The following is a 17960-nucleotide window of genomic DNA, read 5'->3' as shown; positions in this document are numbered from 1 at the left end:
GACCGATGGCGGACACTGTTCACCGCCACCGTCTACACCGACGACGGCCGCCGCGTCCCGCACCCGCCGCTACGGCTGTATAGAAGGTCGGTCATCGACCGCCGCGGCGACTGGTCCCGGACCGACCTGCGCGACGTCGCCGGCGGCTTCGGCGGCCTCCTCTCCGGCGCGATCTGGAGCGCTCTCGTCAAGCCCGAACGCCTGCTTGCCCGCGACACCGACCGCGACGAAGCCGAGTACATCAGCGACACCGCTGGGCTCATGATCAGCCTGATCTTCCGCGGCGCCGCGCTCGTCTACGCCGCAGGCTGTTCCATCCCACTCCTGTCATCGCGACTCGAACTCATCCTGACGGAAAATTCAGATGCCGGGCCGGTGAAGCTGAGACACGATCGCATCCATGCACGAGTGGCCAGCCCTGAATCCCGGCGACATCCCCACCCCAGAACTGGTCGCCGCCTGGACAACACTGAGCTTGACGCCCACCGAGCGGATTCCCCTCTGGGCAGCCCACTGGCTCATCGACGGCCACGACGGGCAAGCCTTGCGGACACTCGCCGGGCTGAGCGGCACCGATACCGGCGAAGTGCACGACGTCCTGCGCGACGCACTCGCCGACTGCCACACCTCCATCCCTGATTCGGACACAGCCGCAGCGAACACCGCGTTCACCCACCTCGCCCGCCTGCACACCGACGGCCCGGTCCGCGAGGAATGGATCGTCGGCAAGGTGGACCACATCCTCGCCCAAACCGGTTACCGCGGCAGCGTCATCGACCTTCCACTCGGCCAGCTCTACTATCTCGTCGACGAATGGGGAGCAGGCTGGGGCCGGAGCATCCCACAACTCCGTGCAGAAGTCCGCCACGCGTGCTCCGCGCAACTCGCAGCACACCCGCCCACTGCCCCACTCTGGTCCACACCGGACGGCACCACAGCGTCCAGGCAACACACCGCGCGGCATGACGTGTCCTGAACCCGGCCATCGCACGCACCGGATCAGCCACTGCTCGTCATCGGTGTCCCGATCACCAGAGTGGCGGTCTTGCCCAGCCAGCCACCCGGCCGCTCCTCTTCCGAGCGCCGACGCCAGAACTCCCACCAGTATGTGCGAAGTTTCCCGGCGAAGCCGACATCGCACCGAGCGGCCAGGACAAAGTCTTTCTAGGCTTCGCCGAGCCCGAGCACCCACCGGCTCGTGTCCACGATCTGCGCCTCACGCTCGGCGGCTTTCTTCGCGGTAGGCAACGCGTCGAACAGCTCTCCCAGGACCACCGTGATCTCCTCGGCGGCCGCACAGGGGCTCCGGATTGCCGGCCAGCCGGACCTCCTACAGCGCCGCCAGGTACGCCGACATTCCCGCCACGCCGATGTCAGCTCAGCCTCCTGACGCCGGCGTGGCCTTCCGGATGCGTGGCTTCTGGAAACCTGCAACGGTCGGTCCGTGTAATGAGCGCTCACGCCGACCCAGCGGCGAACGTGCCGACAAAGGCAGTCCACTACGGGTGGTCTACCAGGTGCTGTTTCCGTCGCGAAGGGCACCGATAGCCTCCTTTCCCGCCAGAGATCGCGCTCTGTCTCGGGAATGTCGTGCCGGAGCGGGGGATCGCCCGTTGAGCAATAGGAGCGGCGTCGTGCCCACCCTCTCAGATCCATGGGGGAGCAAGTTGATCACCGCGACCGTAGCAAGATGGGCGAACCGGCGGATCGGGGCCTAGGCAGCACACCAGGACCTGTCGCAGGGTGGCTGACGACGGTGCGACGATGTCCGGGGCGACGAAGCGACCAACGTGCCCGAAGCGCACCACCAGGAAGGCCGCCATGCATACCAGCCGCCCCGAGGCCGAAAACCGCCTTGTCCTCGTCACCGACCTTGAGGACTTCGCCGCGCGCTACCGGAGCAGCAGGGATCGACTTTCCCTCATCCAGGGCCTCTACGACGTCCTGAGGCAGGCATTCGACGTCGCTGGCCTGCCCTGGGAGGACAGTTACGTCGAAGACAGGGGCGACGGGGCACTCATCGTTCTTCCCGCCGGAACACGCCCCGACGTTCTTGTCAACGTGGTACCCGAAGCCCTAACAGCCGCCCTGACCCGGTACAACGCCGTGCACCCACCGGAGCAGCGCATCGACCTGACAATCGCCTTGCACGGCGGGCAGGTTGCCATCGATGAGGCCGGCGTGCACGGCGCGGTGGTCTCCGAGGCGTTCCGGTTACTGGATGCTCCGCGCCTGGAAGGCGTCACGCGGGCGACCGTCTCAAATGCACCGATCCTGGTGTTCTCCGAGTGGCTGTACGACGATGTGGTGCGCCGCAGCAAGGCCGTCGACCCCGCCGGGTTCCGTCCCGTCACCGTCCACGGGAAAGAGCACACATCCCGAGGCTGGATCAGAGTGCCCCGGCAGGTCGCTTCGGACGATGCTGTCCCCCGCACCGATCTCCCGGTGACGATCTACCTTACGAACGAACGTGTCCATGAACAGGTCGAGACGGCCGTCACGGACCTGCTCGCGCGAGCGGGCGCCGAGATCATCGACAAAGACGAACCCGTCCTCGGATCGTGGTTTCGGCGCCTATGGGTCAAGGGCAGCACGTCACCGACGGCGCGGGACGCGGCGGTATCCGCCGCACACGCGCTCGACGCGCGCCTGGTCCTGAGCCAGGACGCGACCATCACCGCCACGATGATGCAGAACCTGGGACCGGTCCTGACCGCCTTGCAGCCCACTCCCGACGCGGTGCTGAGGATCGGCGCACTGCTGATCGTGAAGGCCGACAACGTGGTCGCCGTGCACCAGCTCACCGCGGCCCAGCAACTCACTCTCGACCATCAGCCACACCTGCTCACCTCCCCACACGACATCCTTCGCGCTCTCAATCTCACCGGCCAGGACCGACAGGCCACCGGGACCACACCATCGGCACGGGCCCTGCACGACCGCCCGAACATCGATCAGATCAGTGCCGCCCCACACAGCGGCGCATCCGCCGAACCCCCGACACCGACAAGCTGATCCGCATCGCGGCGTCCACCTCGTGCCGAGCTGTCGGTTAGCGGGCACAGGAAGCGGCAGCCGCAGAGTCTTGGCGATCACCACCGTCCTCGCTCACGGACTGACTGACAGCGGGAGCAGACACGGCCCACGACTACGAATACCTCCGTGACGCGTACCGGCAGCTCGACAATTTCGCCACCACATATTCGCAATATCTGACCAGCCCTTTGCGGAATGCGTCAAATCACCAGTAACACACTGAGGACTTGCTTGCCCAGTCGGGCAGTCTTGAAGTAAATCGTCGCCGCTCACGCACGGCAACACCATGACAGGAGTTTTCAACCGGAAACGCCGTTGAACCGGATTCCGCACCAGGAATCCTTCCCGCAGACGTCAGGAAGTTCGCACTCTACGTCTAGGTCTCCACCTATTCGAAACACCTGGAACTATCGTCACTCGATCGGCGGTCGTCGAACACACGTACGGTTCGACAGTCTTGAACTACGGCAGCCCAGACGTGACTGCCGACTGGTGACACCTGGGGAGGGTCAACAATTGTGATACGTCTCAGACATGCCTTTTTACTGTTAGCATCCGTCGTTGCACTGTTGGTGGGTTCAGTGCCCGCACAGGCAGACGAGGCGGTGACATATCGATCGGAAATGTACATCATCCGCACTCCAGCGCTGGTGCAGAATCCGGACATCGTACGGAAGACGCTGGAGCGCGACGGAAACCTGGACGCGCTCGGCATCCAGCCGAGCGCCGCGGCGGGACAGGCACCACCGCAAGGGAAACCACGGATCGCGGCGGCAGATCCGCCGTATGTGGTGGATAGTTCCCGATTCCCCAGCGGGCGGAAGCCTGCGGATCCGTATGAATACATGACCCACGCGGACTGCCTGGCCAAGGCCGGAACCGCAGGCCAGGACGCGGGGTGGATCAAGAACCGGTTCTCGTACTGCCAGATCGATCTGGTCTGGGCAGTGGACTTGAAATGCGGGCCGCGGGGTTGCCAGGTCATCGGTGCGATCGGCGCGACGAGTGTCGTGGTCGGCTACGGCAAAATCGGGCCCCATCCGGAGAACGCCACGCAGCGCTTCGCCGACTTCCGGCTGGAAACCACAATTCTCTACACCCAAGGCGCGTTCACTCAGCCCAACGCCACGATGCAGGTGACCATCCAATGCGCGGGCGAGTACCGGGTCGATTTCGGGATCCCCAACGATCGCGCGTGCCACCCGGGTAAATTCTCGACCCGCAAGGCGACTATCCCGCAATGGCGCCTCGATCCGAACTCCTACCTCGACCTGCTGTCCGATGGGTACCAGCCCGGCGCGGAGTTCGGTGAACAGCTGGCTCAGGGCGTGTTCAAGTTCGAGTACGAGTTCACCCCGAAACGCGACATCGACCTGAAGTCGGTCAGCCCCGAAGGTGGGCTACGGTTCGACAGCGCGTTCTACCTGCGTGACAAACAGGGCAGCATCTTCGACCGCGCGGTGCCGGGCATGTCCTACGGCAAGAGCGACCCGGCGGTGGCCGGACACGCCGTGCACATCGACGAGGCCCGCACCAACCCCGACGCGACCGTGCCGACGAAACAAGGCAAACGGCTACTGGGCGGCTCGCCCGCACCTGGGGACACGCTGCACCGGCTGGCCAGCGCCCGCAGCGAGGATTCCAGAGCCCGCGCCGTCCGCAACCGCAGGGTGTCGACGAACTTCTGCGACACGGTGAAGATGCCGCCGAAGCCACCGACCGGCGGGCCTTTCGACTGTGACGAGTACGCGTTCGCGTCCAGCTACGAGGGGTCTGCGCGGCACGAGTACGAAGGCGCACAATACGTGCTGGACTACACGGTACGGTGGGTCAACAGCGAGCAGAACCAGGAAGCAGGCCGGCGGCTGTTCGGCTGGCAGGAGAACGACCGCATCCTGGACCTGGGCAAAGACCCGGAACTTGACCCGCACGATCAGGAACGGTTCTTCATCCCGATCAATCCCTAGCCAGTACCGGGACTGACGACAACCGTGGTGGCCCGCCGGGACGATCGCCTCCCAGCGGGCCACCACACCCACCGACGACCACAGAGGAGCGTGCGGACGTGAACGGCGGCATCGACGCGGCCTGGGACCGGATCACGGCCTGGCTGCACATCCATACGCCGGTCACCGCCGCCACACTCCGTCCCCCAGCACCCGCCGAGGACATCCACGCGACCCAGAAAGCGGTAGGGCAGGCACTTCCCAGCGACCTGCTGCACTGGTGGAGCCTGATGGACGGTGTCGACGACCAGCGCGACTACCGCACCGCTTTCACCTTCCCCGAAGTACACATGCCACTCTCGGTGGCACGTGTCCGGGAGGAATGGGCCAGCCTCAGCCGCTATCCCGACGAGGACTGCTGCCGACCCGGCGGGCACCACCTGCGCTCCGCCGGCGACGCCACCTTCGGATACTGCACCGCACTGATCCCCATCTGCCGCGGTGTCGACGGCGCCATCCTCGCCCTCGACCTGCGCCCCGGTAACCACCACGGCCGGGTGATGGACTGGATGGCCCAAGCCGGCGCCCACCGCACCCCCTGGGCCAACCTCGACGCCCTGCTCACCGACACCGCCGACCGCCTCGACAGACACCATTCCGCCACACCAGCCGAGGCCCGTCCCGGTGCTCCGGGCATCCGCGACGACGGAGCACTGACCTGGGCGTAACCCCTAGCTCCGTGAGTCCCTCAGAGGACAGTTCCCTGGACGAGCCGATCCAGGTGCCGGGCTGACACCGTGCCGCTGTCGCCGCATCCGCGCGGACAGACCACGTCGATGACGGGGATCCAGCCGGATAGGGTGAAGTTCTTCGGTGTGACGTGGCGGACGGGCGAATGACCGGATTCTCGGCAGAGGTTGAACACGTTCTCCGATCGTCCGGCTGGGAACCTGGGCGGCAGGTTGATTCCGCGGCTTGGCGGGATGCCTTGGAAGCTGACGGACTGGTGCACATGCATGAGGCCGCTGACCGATTTCTCGCTGAGTTCGGCGGCTTGCGGGTGAATCTCAGTGGCGGCGGCGTCTCGCGAGCCCAGGAGCCCTTCGAGCTGAACCCTGCAGACGTCGAGTCCGAGACGGATAGATTCGCCGACTGGGGCGCCCATCTCGGCATGAACCTCTTCCCGATCGGCGAACTTGATCGCGGTCGCTACTTCCTGGGGATCGCGGAGTCAGCTGAGATCGTCCTCGTTGAAACCTGGGTGGCGAGCTTCGGAACCGGCGATGCCGCCCTGGAAAAACCGATTCTCGGTGTCGCACCGCAGGTCATTTCGGAGTCGTCATGACGGTGTCGGGATATCCGTTGCTGCCGCCGGTAGCTGGATACGCACTGCGGCAAGGGTTTTGTCGTCGTGGCGTTTCGCGCGCGGCAGCGTCCGGGCGTCGGGATCGGTGTCGTGTTCCCAGGTGTGGCAGCGGGTCACGACGTCGTGCAGGTCTGCCGTGGTCATCGCGCTGATGGTGGGCCAGTCGGTGATGCCCAGGTGTTTCATGGGTGTGTAGGCGCCGTCGGTCGCCACGATCGCCCACGGGATCTGGTCGGCGGGGATGGTGGCGCGGATGGCCTGGTAGGCCGCGGCCGGGTCGGTTTCGGCGATCCAGTAGCCGCCCGGCCGGTTGCGGCGTGCCGCTTGCCGGCGCTGGAGTGTGATCAGCAGTCCGCGGTGGGTGTCGTCGAATCCCGTGCCGTCGGCGAGGCGCTGCTTGTACAGGTGGCGTTCGGGAATGTCGAGGTGGTCGAGCCGGGGATCGGTGATCGTGCGGCCGGGGGCGACGAGGAGGTTGTCGCCGAGCATGAGCACGTCGACGTGCTCGTCGCGGCGGCGCAAGATGGTCACCGTACTGGATGGGGATCTACCGGCGGTCAGGCCCAGCTGGATCGTGGTGGCGGTGATCGCGTCGGCGAGGGCGTCGGCCAGGTCGATGCCGGTGTCGTGGGCGAGGTGGTCGCGCAGGTGCCGGCCGAGGCTGTCAGCGTAGGTGGAGGGGCTGACCGGGACGGGTGCGTAGGCGCTGGCGCCGTCGAGCACGATGACCGCGCTGTGGGTGGTGAAAATCCTGTCGTCGCTGGTGTCGGCGGCTGGGCTCTGCGCTGAAGTGACGGTGAGATCCGGCATCGGTTCGCCGGTCTAGGCGGCGCGCCAGCTGGAATTGTCACGCCGGCGCAGGGACGCGATCCGGGTGTCGAGTTCGTTGACGGCGTCGGTGTCGCTGTGCTGGGCGCGGCGGATGAAGGAGCCGAGGGTGTGCAGGTCCCGCAGGCCGGTCAGCGTGGCCATGCCGGACCAGTCGCGGGGGTCGTAGCCGTAGGCGGCGGTGAAGGCGTCGAGCTCGGCGGTGCTGCGCCCGAACCTGATCCCGCCCTGCACGGTGGGCGCGAGGTCGAGTTCGCGGGGGCCGACGGCCGGTTCGTCCCAGTCACCGAGCAGTGCGGTGCTCCCGTCCCAGAGGGTGTTGCCGGGGTAGGCGTCTCCGTGCAGCATCCCGACGCCGAGTGGGAAGTCGAGGTCGGCGTACTCGGCGAGCAGGCGACGGCGTTCGGCCACGAGCCAGGCTTTGTCGTCGCTGGACAATGCGGCCGAGGAGGTCACGAGGTCCGCGAAGTGTCGTAGCGGCGCGGCCGCGGGCAGGTCGATGGGCGGCGCGGGCAGGGCGTGCAGCGTGCGGAGCAGCGTTCCGAGGTGCGCGGCGCCGGGCAGGTCTCGCTGGGTTTGGTCGTAGTGCTTCCAGAAGGTGACGACGAAGTCGCCGGCGTCGATCGGCTGGCTGACGTCGGCTGGTTCGGTGCAGGGGAAGTCGTGGGTGCGGAGCCAGCGGGTGAGGTGGATGGCGCGCTCCGCGCTGGTCCGGGCGGTGTGTGCGATCTTGGCGATCAGGCCCTGGCCGGGGCCGGGGATGTGGTAGACGGTGGTGGCGTGCCGCCGCAGCAGGACCGCGTCACCGGGATTAAGGCCCGCTTCGCGACAGGCTTGGACGAGGGCGGCGGTGTCCGGGTGATCAGGCACGAGCCGATGGTAGTGCTCGGGGCCCCTGCCGGGCGGCGGTCAGGTAGCCGGTGAGGCGGTCGGTGAGCTCGGCGGCGTCACCGTGATGACGCGCGGCGAGGGCGTGTGCGTCCGTGCGCAGGCCTCCGATGGCGGTGTCGATCTGCCGGATCCGCAGCTGCGGGTCCAGGGTGAGGACGGGCTCGACGGCGGCGAGAGCGCCGGTGACGTCGCCCTGGCCGAGCCGGGCCCGGGTCACGTCCAGCCGGGCGAGCGCTTCGTCGCCGTAGGAGCGCTCCTCCAAGGGGCCGGTTTCGTAGCCGTTGATCGCGGTCACCGAGTGACGTTCGGCGAGCTCGTAGTCGGCGAGCAGCGTCAGGGCCCCTCCTTGGTAGTAGGTCAGCTTCGGCGCCGGGAAGCTGAGCAGCCCGCCGAAGTCGACGACGTCGTCCCGGGCGGCGGGTGCCGGGTCCAGGTCGCGGAGGCTGGCGAGCGCGTCGCGTGCGGCCGGGGTGTCCCCGGCTCGTGCGGCTGACCTGGCGGCGATCGCCAGCAGCCGCTGGTGCGATTGCGCGCTGACGGGGTACCGGAGGCCTTCGCGGGCTCGTGCGGCGGCTTCCCCGGGGCGCGAGGACCACTCGAGCATGAGTGCCGCGGAGCCCAGCGCCCAGGCCCGCAGCGCGTCACTGCCCGCGACGTTCGCGAAGGTGCTCGCCGACCGCAGCTGCTGCAGTGCCGCTTTCTGGTCGCCCGCGTTCTGGCTGGCGTGCGCGAGCAGCAGGCACAGCACTCCGGACAGGACGGTCGCTTCGTGTGCGCTGCGCGGGCGGTGCGCGGTCTGGGTGATGGCCGCCAGCGTTTTCTGCGCGTCGCGGAGGTCGTCGACCACGGTGGACAGTGGCGTGTGGACATAGGCGACGGCGATCCTGCACAGCTCGTCGCGCAGGTAGCTCAGCTGTTCGTCGCTGGAGGCCAGCTGGGCGGCCTCGTCGGCCATCGTCATCGACAGCTTCGCGCCGTCCCGGATCTGACCGCCCAGATCGAGCCGCTCGGGAGCGCCGGCCGGGTCGCCGGGTCCGGTGGCCACGGTGGCCCAGAACCGGTTCTTCGCCTCGCCGGTGGCCTGGTTCAGGGCCACGGTCAACAGCTCTTGCGCTTCGCTGCCCGGTGTGACCGAGGTTCCGGGGGCGCTCCAGTGGTTGACGGTGCTGGGGCTCAGTCCGAGATGCTCGGCAAAAGACACCAGGTTCAGGTTCAGCGCCGTTTTGAGAGCCATCGCCGATTGCGCCGTCCACCGGAAATTCATTGTCCACACCCTCCCTATCCCGCTCCACTGTGCCGCCCGGCATCGTGAACTGCAATAGGGCTGCAACGCGCATTGCAGTGCGTTGCAAGTGGCTGCAACGCCACGGGGTTCCACGGCAGGCGCATGCGAGGCACGCTCAGAACACGGCCGAGACCCGCGGAACGCACTAGTTTTCCGGCCGGCACCAACGGATTCCGGTCAATTTTCGACGCTGGATCCGGGAAGAGACGACAACGCGAGGAACAGCGTGACCTCCGACAGCGCAAACACCTGCCTCCTGGTGGCCATTATTCACCAGGACGACGTCCTGCAATGCACCCTGACACCGCCATTCCAGGAACCGGAATGGCAATTGCCCTCGGTCGCCCACGTACCGGAGGGTTCACTCGAGCACGCCACCACGTGGCTTCTGTCGGATTGGGGTTTCCCCCGAACCCCGGTACGCCGGCTCGGGGCCACCAGCCAGACAGCGCACGGCGTAGCACAGGCCGGAACACTGGTGATGGCCAGGGTCGCCCACCGCACGGATCTGCGCATGCGGGCCCCGGAAGTCCGAGGAGTGCGGTGGCGTCATCTGCGCGACAGCTTCCCCGGCTCGCGAAGCGCCGTCGACCGCGTCCTGGAAACCCTCCCCCTCACATCCGAGGAAGCACCGGCCGCACCAGCCACCGCGCGGCCCTCCCTCTGCGGACCGCCGGAGAGCACGGGTTGAGACCCGGCTCGCCCGCTGCAGCACGACGACCCTCTCGAACTCGAATGTCACCACGACCAGGTGCTCCGCGCCGTGCGCGCCGTGACCAGCTCGCTGCCCGGGCGACCCCCGACGCCCGCAGCGCAGGCGGCCGCCACTGTCCGGCGCCTTCCCGCCCCGGCGCGGAGCACCAACCCCCATGCCACGTTCACGGCCCTTCGAGGAGCTGATCCCCGTGACACACCCAACCGCAGTCCCACCCACCACCGCCGTGCTCGTCGTCAAGCGTGGTGTGTCCTTCGCCGTCGGAGGCCACTGCTGCGACACCTGGGCCTGGAACCAGGCCGGCTACCAATGCGACCACGGGTTCGTCATGTGGCAGTCACAGGTCGCCGAGGCCCGCCGCGCCGCATCCGACCAGGACGCCCCCCGATGATCACGACACGACCGTCCCGGGGGGCGCGGCTCACGCAACTGGCCGCGGACCGTCTGGCCCACCGCAACGTCCTCACCCTGGACGTCCCGCGCCTCCTCCTGCCCGGCCGCTAGGCCACAGCGCCGTGCACCCGGATCCCGTCCGCTGCGGCGACTGCGCCCGCGACCACCACACCTGGGGACTGGCGGACACCGAGCCGGAGTGCGACGTCACGGCCTGGACCGTGCGCCTGACCCGACGACAGTGCGTCTGCCGTCGCCGTGCTCGCCGCCGATCTGCTCCCCTACCGCCCGCTGCCCTTGCGGCTGGCGCGGCCCGTGGTCCCATTCGCCGCCGCACGACCGGTGCACCGGCCACTGCCGAGCCCTGACCTCGCCGTTATGGAACGCGTGCTCGCGAAGCTTCACCAACTGCCCACGAAAGGCCCCAAACACGTGCCCACGACCAATCCAGAACCCGGACCGCCCTCGTGAGCCCGCTCGGAGCGGTTCCGGCACTGCCGTGGATCGGCACGATCGTCACGGCCGTCATCGACGGGCACACCATCACCGGCAAAGTCATGCCCTACCAACACTCCCGGCTCTCCCAGACGACCTTTCCCGTCGCCTTCGGGGCACGGTGGCGCACCATGACCGCAGCCACGGTCACCGAGCTTCCCCACCAGCCACCAGGCCGCCGCGAACCCGACCGGATCGGAGAATGCGCCCCCACCGCCGCGACGAGATTCGGCCCTCTGGTCCTCATATCAGCCGACCCGGACACCTACGAGCCGGTCATTCCCGCGCAACGCTCCACCACCATGGATACGCAACCGGTGATGCCGTTGCGTTCGCGGTCAGCGACGACATCGTCTTCCACATAAGGAGAAGCCGTGACATACGTCCTCGCTCAGACGTTCACCGACGAGGTGATGACGCGTCTCGACAGCTACGACCATGCCGCGCACCACGCCAATAGCACGTCCCCGCAACAACTGGCGCAGGCAGTGCTGCTGCTGACCGGCGCGCTGCGGGCCTTGCTGGATCAGCACCAGATCGATACCAACGGCGACTGCGAAGCATGTCCTCGCCCTCGATGGCGGCGCCGGACCCGGTGTCAGCTCCCGCTCAAGCTCAATGTCCTGCTCACCGACCTTAGCAACATCGCTGAAGCCACCGGCCGACACGCACTGCGCCCCACCAGCTGAGCCGGGCCCAACCGGACAGGCGGAGCACCTCGACGGCCATTAAGCACGCCTCGGTTTCCTCTTTGCCTGTGTCCAATGGTGCGCCAGCGGACAAGGGCCTGAACGAGCGCACGGTGGCCGTTGACGTTCTGCTCTTAATGCGGTGGTCGGCGTTATCCTTGACGGTGAGAGACCTACCTCGCCGAAGGAAGTCCGCCTACCGGATAGGGTGAACGTTCCGATCGGGGTGTGATGTGGGGCTGGCGAATGACCAGGTTCTCGGCAGAGGTCGAACACGTGCTTCGGTCTTCTGGCTGGGAACCAGGGAGGCGTGTTGATACCACTGCCTGGCGGCGCACGCTGGAAGCTGACGGACTGGTGCACATGCATGAGGCCGCTGAACGATTCCTTACCGAGTTCGGCGGCTTGCGGGTGAACCTTGGCGGCGGTGGCGTCTCGCGAGCCCGAGAGCCCTTCGAGCTCAACCCTGGTGACGTCGAGTCGGAGACGGACAGGTTCGCCGACTGGGGCACCCATCTCGGCATGAACCTCTTCCCGATCGGCGAACTCGATCGCGGTCGCTACTTCCTGGGAATCTCGGAGCACGCTGAGATCGTCCTCGTGGAAACCTGGGTAGCGAGCTTCGGTACCGGTGATGCCGCCCTGGAGAACCTGATTCTCGGTGTCGCACCTGAGGTGATTCCAGAACCTTCATGACCGTGCCGGGCTATCGCGTGCTGGAGGCGGTGGGTGGATACGCACTCCTGCGCGGGTTTTGTCCGGGAGGAGACCGCGGCCCGGCCCGAGCCCGGTACGCGCTCGTCACGGCTGTGAGCGACCACGTCACCGAGACCGTCTCGTGCCGCCGGTACCTACGGCGCCGGTCGAATTGTCACCATCCGATGGGGCAAGGGCGGCCAGTTCCTCACGTCGTCGGATCGCGTCGCGGATCCGCTCCCGGCTGCCGTTGCGGTCGAGACTGGCGTCGCTCAGCTCGGCGAACCGCCGCGTGTAGTAGGCGACTCCGCGGACATCAGGTATCTCGTCGCGGACGATCTGGATCCGGCTGGGAGTCGGCGCGTCCGCGAACACCGTCTCCCGGCCGTCGGCGTCGGTCACGATCGTGAACGCGGGTCCCGGCGTGCCCCCTAGGACTGGCCCGAATGCGGGGTCCGGCGTCAGCGCCAGCCGCGCTCCGAAGTGCAGGACCCGCACTGTGCAGGCCCGCTCGTCGATGCGGTCTGCCAGCCAGCGCAGTTGAGCGGTCGCGACACGAGGATCGCCTCGCCCGTACTCCAGCACCGTCAGCGCGCTCTCGTTGACCACAAAGGACGCCTCGGCCGGAGGATCACGGCGCAGCACGGCCATGCGCCGCGGTTGCAGGAGCGCACCCGCGATCGCGGGCAACGGCTGGAACGCTGTCCGCATCGACCACATCTGCTCGGCGTAGGCGCCGTCCATCAACAGATCGGGGAACTCCAGCCCGCCGTAGGAGCGGATCGACACCGCGGTTTCTTCAGCCCGGCATAACGCGACCGCGTCGGCACGAATGCGGTCGAGTGTGTCTCTCGTGGTCACGTCGTCTCCGTTCGTGGGCGGATTCTGGCGCTTACTGGTTCGTCTCGCCGGTGGGCTCATACGAGGAGGTGGGGTCACGGCACCTGCACTGTGTGTCGAGCGTCGGCGGCGAGGACCAGCACGGTCCAGGCCGATCGTTCGATCCCGGTCATCTCCTGCCACCGGATGCCGAACTCCCGCGGATCGTCGGGCCAGGACGCCGCACGAACCAGCGCACGGACCCGGCGGCGGACCAGGACGTCACCGGGCTCGAGGCAGCGGAAGTCGCCGCTGAGGTCCGCGACCGCAGCACCGGCGATCAGCGATCCGAGCCGCGGCACCGCCGCGAGCACCGTGGCGAGCTGATCCGACGGCACGGTCCGCCACCGGGACTCCAGCTCGCGGGCGACCCACGCCGCGGTGCGCAGGCGATCGCGGACATGGCTGAGCCCGTACACCTCGAACACGTCCGCCGACAACTGGAGAACCAGTTGGGGTGAGGGAAAAAGACTCGCCCTGCCCACTGGTGTGTCATAGCTCGTCCCGAATCCCGTCGCCGTGTCCCGGTACACCGCGCGGGCGCGTTCGGCCGGTGTGGTGCACCGCAGGATCGCGCCGACCAGCGCGTCCCACAGGTCACCGGACCGGACCCGAGCCACCGTCCCCGCCTCGAGCAGAACCGCGCGCAGATCTGTCTCGGTGTCGGCGAGCGCGGCCGGGTCCACGACGTCGACCGACGGGTCGGTGCCTGGCCGCCCGCCGACGAGTTCGAGGTCGATCTGATGGCCGCCGTCCCGGGACGGTGTGGCGATGACCGGCCACACCGCGTCCGACGACCGCAGCAGCCGCCGCAGGCGCCCCCTGGTCATCCAGCCACCACCCGGGATGGTCGGTCATCACCGACGGCGGCGGGCCAGTCCGGTCGCGCCACGTGGCTTCTGATGGCATCGGCGTCGTCACCGTCCGACCTGCTTCCTCAACGTCGTGACGACCAGATCGGCGGACTGCCCGGTCGCCGCGCACACATCGCGGGTGTCGCCGACACGGCCGATCAGCGCGACCCCGACCGCAGCATCGTCGGCCAGGCCGACCATGACCGTGCAGTACCACTCCGGATCCTCAGCCGTGGCCACCGCCGGATACCCGCCCACCATCAGCTCCCGCCACACCCGGCCCTCGTCTGGGCCCGGGGCCGGATAGATCGCGCTGAGGCCCTGCCGATGGGTCGTCGCGTAGCCCACTCTGACCATCCGCGCGGTCACCGGGTTCTCCCACAGGCAGGTCGGCCCAGCAGGTTCGTTCCGGTCGGGCTTGCCGGTGGCCTCGATCCCCAGGATCTGCTTGACCTGGGCCGGGGTGAGGGCGGTCGCGCACGGATGACCGGACAACACGGTGAACGGGAGCGGGTCACGCACCGCGGGCGCCCCCGCGTAGGGCGGGACCCGGGTCGCCAGCCCGATCGTCCGCGTCGTCGTCGGTGACGGCGGCGGGCTCACCGGAGCTGGGCTGCATCCGGCCACGACCGTCGCGATCAGCAGCACCGTGCTCGGCCCAGCCGCCGACCTCGCCAGCCGGGTCATGCCGCCGCCTCGACGATGACGTCCGCGCTGACCATCAGGTGATCGTTCGGTTTCGCGCCTTTGCCGAGGAGCGGATGCTTGTGGACGGCGTAGGTGTCGGGGTCGAAACGGGCCGGTGACCGCTTCGACAGCACGATGCGATCGATCCGCAACGCCGTCTCCGGGTCGGTCGTGGTCGGCGTGAAGTCACCGGCGACCTGGCCCGCGTCCCACCACCCATGCTCCAGGAACCGGTCCATCCCGGTGTGCGTGACCCAGGTGCCGTCCGCGAGGCGGATGCCTTTCTGGCTGCGCATCCACGGACGGCCCACCCGGTCGCAGAGCGCCCCCCAGTTCTCATAGACCGTCTCGCCTTGAGCGGAGCTGGTTGTGTTGAAGTCGCCGGCGTACAGCGCGTTCTCCGACGCGACCTGACCGTCCTGATCCGCCTGCTCGGTCAGGCCGCTCGGACCGCGCGATCCATTCCAGTGCACGCACCTCAACCGGAACGGGTGACCGTTGATGGTGGCGCTGAGGGTGTTGGCCAGCTGAGTCCGCCTGCCAGCGAGCCCATACCAGGCGCGCGGCTGGACGACACGGGGGTCAACAAACAATCCGGGGACGTTCACCGATCCCGGCACCGTGGAAATCCAGGCACGGTAGGGCACTTCGCCGAACTTCCGGCCATCAGGCCCCAGGGTCGTCCACAACGAGCCGAGCAGCTTGAGGACCTCCTCGAGCGGATCCGGATCGTGAGGTGTGCCGGTGTAATGGGTGCACTCAGACAAGTACAGCGCGTGCGGTGCTTTCTTCAGCGAGCACAAGGTCGCCGCCAGCTTGTCGTGATCGTGAAACCTCGTCCGGCGTTTGTATCCCGCCCGTTTCACGTTCGCTGTCGCGGTCCGTAGCCGTAGCTCGGTGTCCGTCATGTCGTCTCTCCCCTCATCGACCGCGGCATCAGCGCGGCCGTCAATCGTTCTTTCCGTGCCTCACGTGCGTTCCGGGTCAACCACGACCGCACGCGTGCCTCCGGCACACCGATCAGGACCGCGATATCGACCACCGGCATCCCGTGTGCTCGCCACTCCAACACCGTCCACAAGCGATCCGGCGACCGCTCACAGCGCGGTATCCACCGCACGAACGCCCCGCCGCTCTCCCCCGGCCCCGACCAGTCGGCGTCCGGGACGTCGTCGCCGTGAGCCTCGATGACGCACTCACCGATCGTCGGCCACCACACCGACCGGGCACTCAAGCTGCTGCGCTGCCCAGGCATCCGCGTCGCGACCGCCTCGAGGCCCGGCATCACGCCGCTCCCCCGGCACCGCGTCCGCACACGTGACCGCTATCCACCAGCACGCTCGCTGACGGACATAGTGATCGCCGCAGGCGCATACCGGGCGATGGCCGGCAGGTGATCCGACGCCTTCTTCGCCAGCGCGCCCGAGATGACCTCGCACGACACCAGCGCGGGCACGACCTCAGGGGTGACGATCACGCTGTCGAGCCGGCGCGGCCCACACGCCTGGTCCCCGGGCCAATGCCCGACGGTCGCCGCCCACGTGACATTGAGGGCCGCGGCCGCGTCCACCAGGCCGCCATCACACAGCACCCGACCCGCCGTCCGGTCCGCCTCCCAGCCCCGCGTCCCGTCAGCGTTTACCCAGGTCCGGCACTGGAAGGTGAACTCCGGATGCCAGTCCACAGTTCGGCACGGTTCACCATGCCGAACGCGATACGGATCGTGGTCGTACTCCGGCCACGACGTCGCGCGCGAGGCCTGTGGCGGCCAGCCCGGCAGATCCGCCGGCACACCGTTCCGGTCCAGCCCAACCAGCGTCGCCCGACGGCGAGGCAGCCGGTACACCCGCTTCACCACCACCTCGCACTCGTCAGCACGCTGACGCAACCCATGCGGCCGCGCATGGAACGACCCGTGCGCCACCGGCTCCCGCACCCCGACATCCAGGTCCAGCTGCACATACGCATGCCACAGCGCCTGACCGGCCACCACAGCGAACCCGCCCGCCGGGCTCAGCTCATCCGACCACAACAAACCCGGGTGATAACGCTGATTACCCACCCCGACGGCCGGCCGATTCCGCTGATACTCACACCGCAAACCTGTCGCCTCGGCCAGCGTCCGCAGCCGCCTCCCCGCGCGACCTGCCTTACTCCGCCCACCGGCCCCCGGCCACCACCGACGACACCACCGCGTGCCGCCGACCCCAACCGCCCGGTCCCCGGCAAACAGCTCCTGAACGGCGACTACCAGCGCATCACCTACCTTGGCGGCATCCTCACGCTGCTGGCGGATAACCTTGTGGGCAAGCTCAGCCTGCTCAAGGTCGTCGCCGTAGTTGAACAGGTTGTAACTCAGGAACCGGACCTGACCGGACCGCACAACACCTCCGCGCACACCGAATCCCCTCTACAAGCGCCAACGCCTGCCATCACACGGCGGATAAGCACCGTGACGTCCTTCCCGGAACCGGGCTCGACCAGCTTTCCGCTGTGCGACAGCACATCGCCCCTAACACTGATCACCTCAGTAACCGGCGCCCGCGCCACCAAAGCCGCCAAGAGCCCGGCCGCGGTCCGGTGGGAACGGGCCAGCTTGTACCCCTCCGGATCCCGTAGAAAATCCAGCAGCGGACGATCTCCTCGTACCGATGACCACCAGATCCGGGAATCCGGCGGCGTTGAGTCTGCCGTCGGGATGACCGGAATCCAGGTTGTCTCGGCTTGCGCAGCTTTCTCCAGACACATTGGACAGTTGACCGGGCGTGATGTGGCGGCATAACTCGGTGCAGCACGACTTGCCGTGTAGAGGTACTCCGCGCGCACGGCTTCGGGTAGACACAACGGAACCAGGAGACTGCGCTCCAAGCGGACCCCGGCGTCGATTGTGTGGACCAGCTTTGCCGTCGCCGTTTGGTGCTGCTCGTACTGCCGGCGGGTACCGAGGAGATCTCGACTACCTGCAGGGAACGCAGGGGAGGCTAACCGCTGACGAGCGTGATCTATGTCTTCAACTCCCAGCAGGTTCAACGTCACGAGCTAGAAGCGCTTCACCTGGCCTGCCAGCAGGGGGCGAGCCACAACTTTACGCAGGCGGCCCCCGACGGTAGGCGCACGAGCGATCCTGGGAAAGGAGCGGGGGCAGTAATTCGCATTGTGCTTTGCGGGCTGTGACACGCCCAGTAGTTGACCACTTCCTG

Annotated in this window: 19 protein-coding genes; 10 read left to right on the top strand and 9 right to left on the bottom strand. The window is 67.7% G+C overall.

All coding sequences use genetic code 11. The features are described 5' to 3' along the window. Positions 1 to 400 precede the first annotated feature (400 nt). From DMH01_RS15100 to DMH01_RS15080, 5 genes are all read left to right on the top strand, one after another. The gene (locus DMH01_RS15100) at positions 401 to 976 is read left to right on the top strand and encodes a hypothetical protein (protein WP_199745499.1); all 576 of its coding nucleotides are present in this window, start codon (positions 401 to 403) and stop codon (positions 974 to 976) included. 845 nt (positions 977 to 1821) lie between these two features. Beyond that, positions 1822 to 3015, top strand: a complete 1194-nt coding sequence (locus DMH01_RS15095; RefSeq protein WP_125677222.1) for a hypothetical protein — start codon at positions 1822 to 1824, stop codon at positions 3013 to 3015. Positions 3016 to 3659: 644 nt separating this feature from the next. After that, positions 3660 to 5003, top strand: coding sequence for a hypothetical protein (locus DMH01_RS15090; protein ID WP_125677220.1), 1344 nt, complete (start codon positions 3660 to 3662; stop codon positions 5001 to 5003). A gap of 98 nt (positions 5004 to 5101) precedes the next feature. After that, positions 5102 to 5710, top strand: a complete 609-nt coding sequence (locus DMH01_RS15085) for an SMI1/KNR4 family protein (protein WP_125677218.1) — start codon at positions 5102 to 5104, stop codon at positions 5708 to 5710. A gap of 167 nt (positions 5711 to 5877) precedes the next feature. Beyond that, a complete protein-coding gene (locus tag DMH01_RS15080) occupies positions 5878 to 6327 on the top strand; it encodes an SUKH-3 domain-containing protein (protein ID WP_125677216.1) in 450 nt (149 codons plus the stop codon). Here DMH01_RS15080 and DMH01_RS15075 read toward each other — a convergent pair. Genes DMH01_RS15075 through DMH01_RS15065 form a run of 3 tightly spaced genes read right to left on the bottom strand, consistent with a single transcriptional unit; the run spans position 6322 to position 9301 of the window. Further along, the gene (locus tag DMH01_RS15075; protein WP_125677214.1) at positions 6322 to 7158 is read right to left on the bottom strand and encodes a hypothetical protein; all 837 of its coding nucleotides are present in this window, start codon (positions 7156 to 7158) and stop codon (positions 6322 to 6324) included. The two genes, DMH01_RS15080 and DMH01_RS15075, sit on opposite strands and share 6 nt — an antisense overlap. 12 nt (positions 7159 to 7170) lie before the next feature. Then, positions 7171 to 8046, bottom strand: a complete 876-nt coding sequence (locus DMH01_RS15070; protein ID WP_125677212.1) for a phosphotransferase enzyme family protein — start codon at positions 8044 to 8046, stop codon at positions 7171 to 7173. After that, the gene (locus DMH01_RS15065) at positions 8039 to 9301 is read right to left on the bottom strand and encodes a hypothetical protein (protein ID WP_125677210.1); all 1263 of its coding nucleotides are present in this window, start codon (positions 9299 to 9301) and stop codon (positions 8039 to 8041) included. The genes DMH01_RS15070 and DMH01_RS15065 overlap by 8 nt, the downstream gene beginning before the upstream one ends. 277 nt (positions 9302 to 9578) lie before the next feature. On the opposite strand from DMH01_RS15065, the gene DMH01_RS15060 reads away from it, so the two are divergent. The 5 genes from DMH01_RS15060 to DMH01_RS15040 all read left to right on the top strand — a co-directional run bounded on the left by DMH01_RS15060 (position 9579) and on the right by DMH01_RS15040 (position 12340). After that, positions 9579 to 10043 carry a hypothetical protein gene (locus DMH01_RS15060; RefSeq protein WP_125677208.1) on the top strand — a complete coding sequence of 155 codons (465 nt, stop codon included), beginning with the start codon at positions 9579 to 9581 and terminating at the stop codon, positions 10041 to 10043. Between the two features lie 214 nt (positions 10044 to 10257). Further along, positions 10258 to 10458, top strand: coding sequence for a hypothetical protein (locus DMH01_RS15055; RefSeq protein ID WP_125677206.1), 201 nt, complete (start codon positions 10258 to 10260; stop codon positions 10456 to 10458). A 469-nt stretch (positions 10459 to 10927) separates the two neighbouring features. Further along, complete coding sequence (locus DMH01_RS15050; RefSeq protein WP_125677204.1) at positions 10928 to 11320, top strand: hypothetical protein; 393 nt, start codon at positions 10928 to 10930, stop codon at positions 11318 to 11320. A 9-nt stretch (positions 11321 to 11329) separates the two neighbouring features. Continuing rightward, positions 11330 to 11644: a hypothetical protein gene (locus DMH01_RS15045; protein ID WP_125677202.1), complete on the top strand. Its 315-nt coding sequence runs from the start codon at positions 11330 to 11332 to the stop codon at positions 11642 to 11644. 246 nt (positions 11645 to 11890) lie between these two features. Then, on the top strand, positions 11891 to 12340 hold the full coding sequence (locus tag DMH01_RS15040) for an SUKH-3 domain-containing protein (RefSeq protein WP_158633221.1): 450 nt from the start codon (positions 11891 to 11893) through the stop codon (positions 12338 to 12340). Between the two features lie 126 nt (positions 12341 to 12466). On the opposite strand, the gene DMH01_RS15035 is transcribed toward DMH01_RS15040, so the two are convergent. The 6 genes from DMH01_RS15035 to DMH01_RS15010 form a co-directional block, all read right to left on the bottom strand. Continuing rightward, the gene (locus DMH01_RS15035; protein ID WP_125677198.1) at positions 12467 to 13201 is read right to left on the bottom strand and encodes a Scr1 family TA system antitoxin-like transcriptional regulator; all 735 of its coding nucleotides are present in this window, start codon (positions 13199 to 13201) and stop codon (positions 12467 to 12469) included. A 74-nt stretch (positions 13202 to 13275) separates the two neighbouring features. After that, positions 13276 to 14049: a hypothetical protein gene (locus tag DMH01_RS15030; RefSeq protein ID WP_125677196.1), complete on the bottom strand. Its 774-nt coding sequence runs from the start codon at positions 14047 to 14049 to the stop codon at positions 13276 to 13278. A gap of 87 nt (positions 14050 to 14136) precedes the next feature. Continuing rightward, complete coding sequence (locus DMH01_RS15025) at positions 14137 to 14760, bottom strand: DUF3558 family protein (protein ID WP_125677194.1); 624 nt, start codon at positions 14758 to 14760, stop codon at positions 14137 to 14139. Further along, complete coding sequence (locus DMH01_RS15020) at positions 14757 to 15563, bottom strand: hypothetical protein (protein ID WP_125677192.1); 807 nt, start codon at positions 15561 to 15563, stop codon at positions 14757 to 14759. The genes DMH01_RS15025 and DMH01_RS15020 overlap by 4 nt, the downstream gene beginning before the upstream one ends. A 101-nt stretch (positions 15564 to 15664) precedes the next feature. Beyond that, a complete protein-coding gene (locus DMH01_RS15015; protein WP_125677190.1) occupies positions 15665 to 16045 on the bottom strand; it encodes a sigma-70 family RNA polymerase sigma factor in 381 nt (126 codons plus the stop codon). Between the two features lie 39 nt (positions 16046 to 16084). After that, positions 16085 to 17143, bottom strand: a complete 1059-nt coding sequence (locus tag DMH01_RS15010; protein ID WP_125677188.1) for a hypothetical protein — start codon at positions 17141 to 17143, stop codon at positions 16085 to 16087. Between the last annotated feature and the right edge of the window lie 817 nt (positions 17144 to 17960).

This window comes from Amycolatopsis sp. WAC 04182 (genome assembly GCF_003947465.1).
Classification (GTDB): Bacteria; Actinomycetota; Actinomycetes; order Mycobacteriales; family Pseudonocardiaceae; genus Amycolatopsis.
Note: the sequence above shows the minus strand (reverse complement) of the source record. Positions and strands in the feature narration are given on the sequence as shown.

Bases quoted from the DNA above. Each gene is read 5' to 3' on its own strand.
- DMH01_RS15100 (WP_199745499.1), top strand. From the start codon at position 401: ATGCACGAGTGGCCAGCCCTGAATCCCGGCGACATCCCCACCCCAGAA.
- DMH01_RS15095 (WP_125677222.1), top strand. From the start codon at position 1,822: ATGCATACCAGCCGCCCCGAGGCCGAAAACCGCCTTGTCCTCGTCACC.
- DMH01_RS15090 (WP_125677220.1), top strand. From the start codon at position 3,660: ATGTACATCATCCGCACTCCAGCGCTGGTGCAGAATCCGGACATCGTA.
- DMH01_RS15080 (WP_125677216.1), top strand. From the start codon at position 5,878: ATGACCGGATTCTCGGCAGAGGTTGAACACGTTCTCCGATCGTCCGGC.
- DMH01_RS15075 (WP_125677214.1), bottom strand. From the start codon at position 7,158: ATGCCGGATCTCACCGTCACTTCAGCGCAGAGCCCAGCCGCCGACACC.
- DMH01_RS15065 (WP_125677210.1), bottom strand. From the start codon at position 9,301: ATGGCTCTCAAAACGGCGCTGAACCTGAACCTGGTGTCTTTTGCCGAG.
- DMH01_RS15040 (WP_158633221.1), top strand. From the start codon at position 11,891: ATGACCAGGTTCTCGGCAGAGGTCGAACACGTGCTTCGGTCTTCTGGC.
- DMH01_RS15030 (WP_125677196.1), bottom strand. From the start codon at position 14,049: ATGACCAGGGGGCGCCTGCGGCGGCTGCTGCGGTCGTCGGACGCGGTG.
- DMH01_RS15025 (WP_125677194.1), bottom strand. From the start codon at position 14,760: ATGACCCGGCTGGCGAGGTCGGCGGCTGGGCCGAGCACGGTGCTGCTG.
- DMH01_RS15015 (WP_125677190.1), bottom strand. From the start codon at position 16,045: ATGCCGGGCCTCGAGGCGGTCGCGACGCGGATGCCTGGGCAGCGCAGC.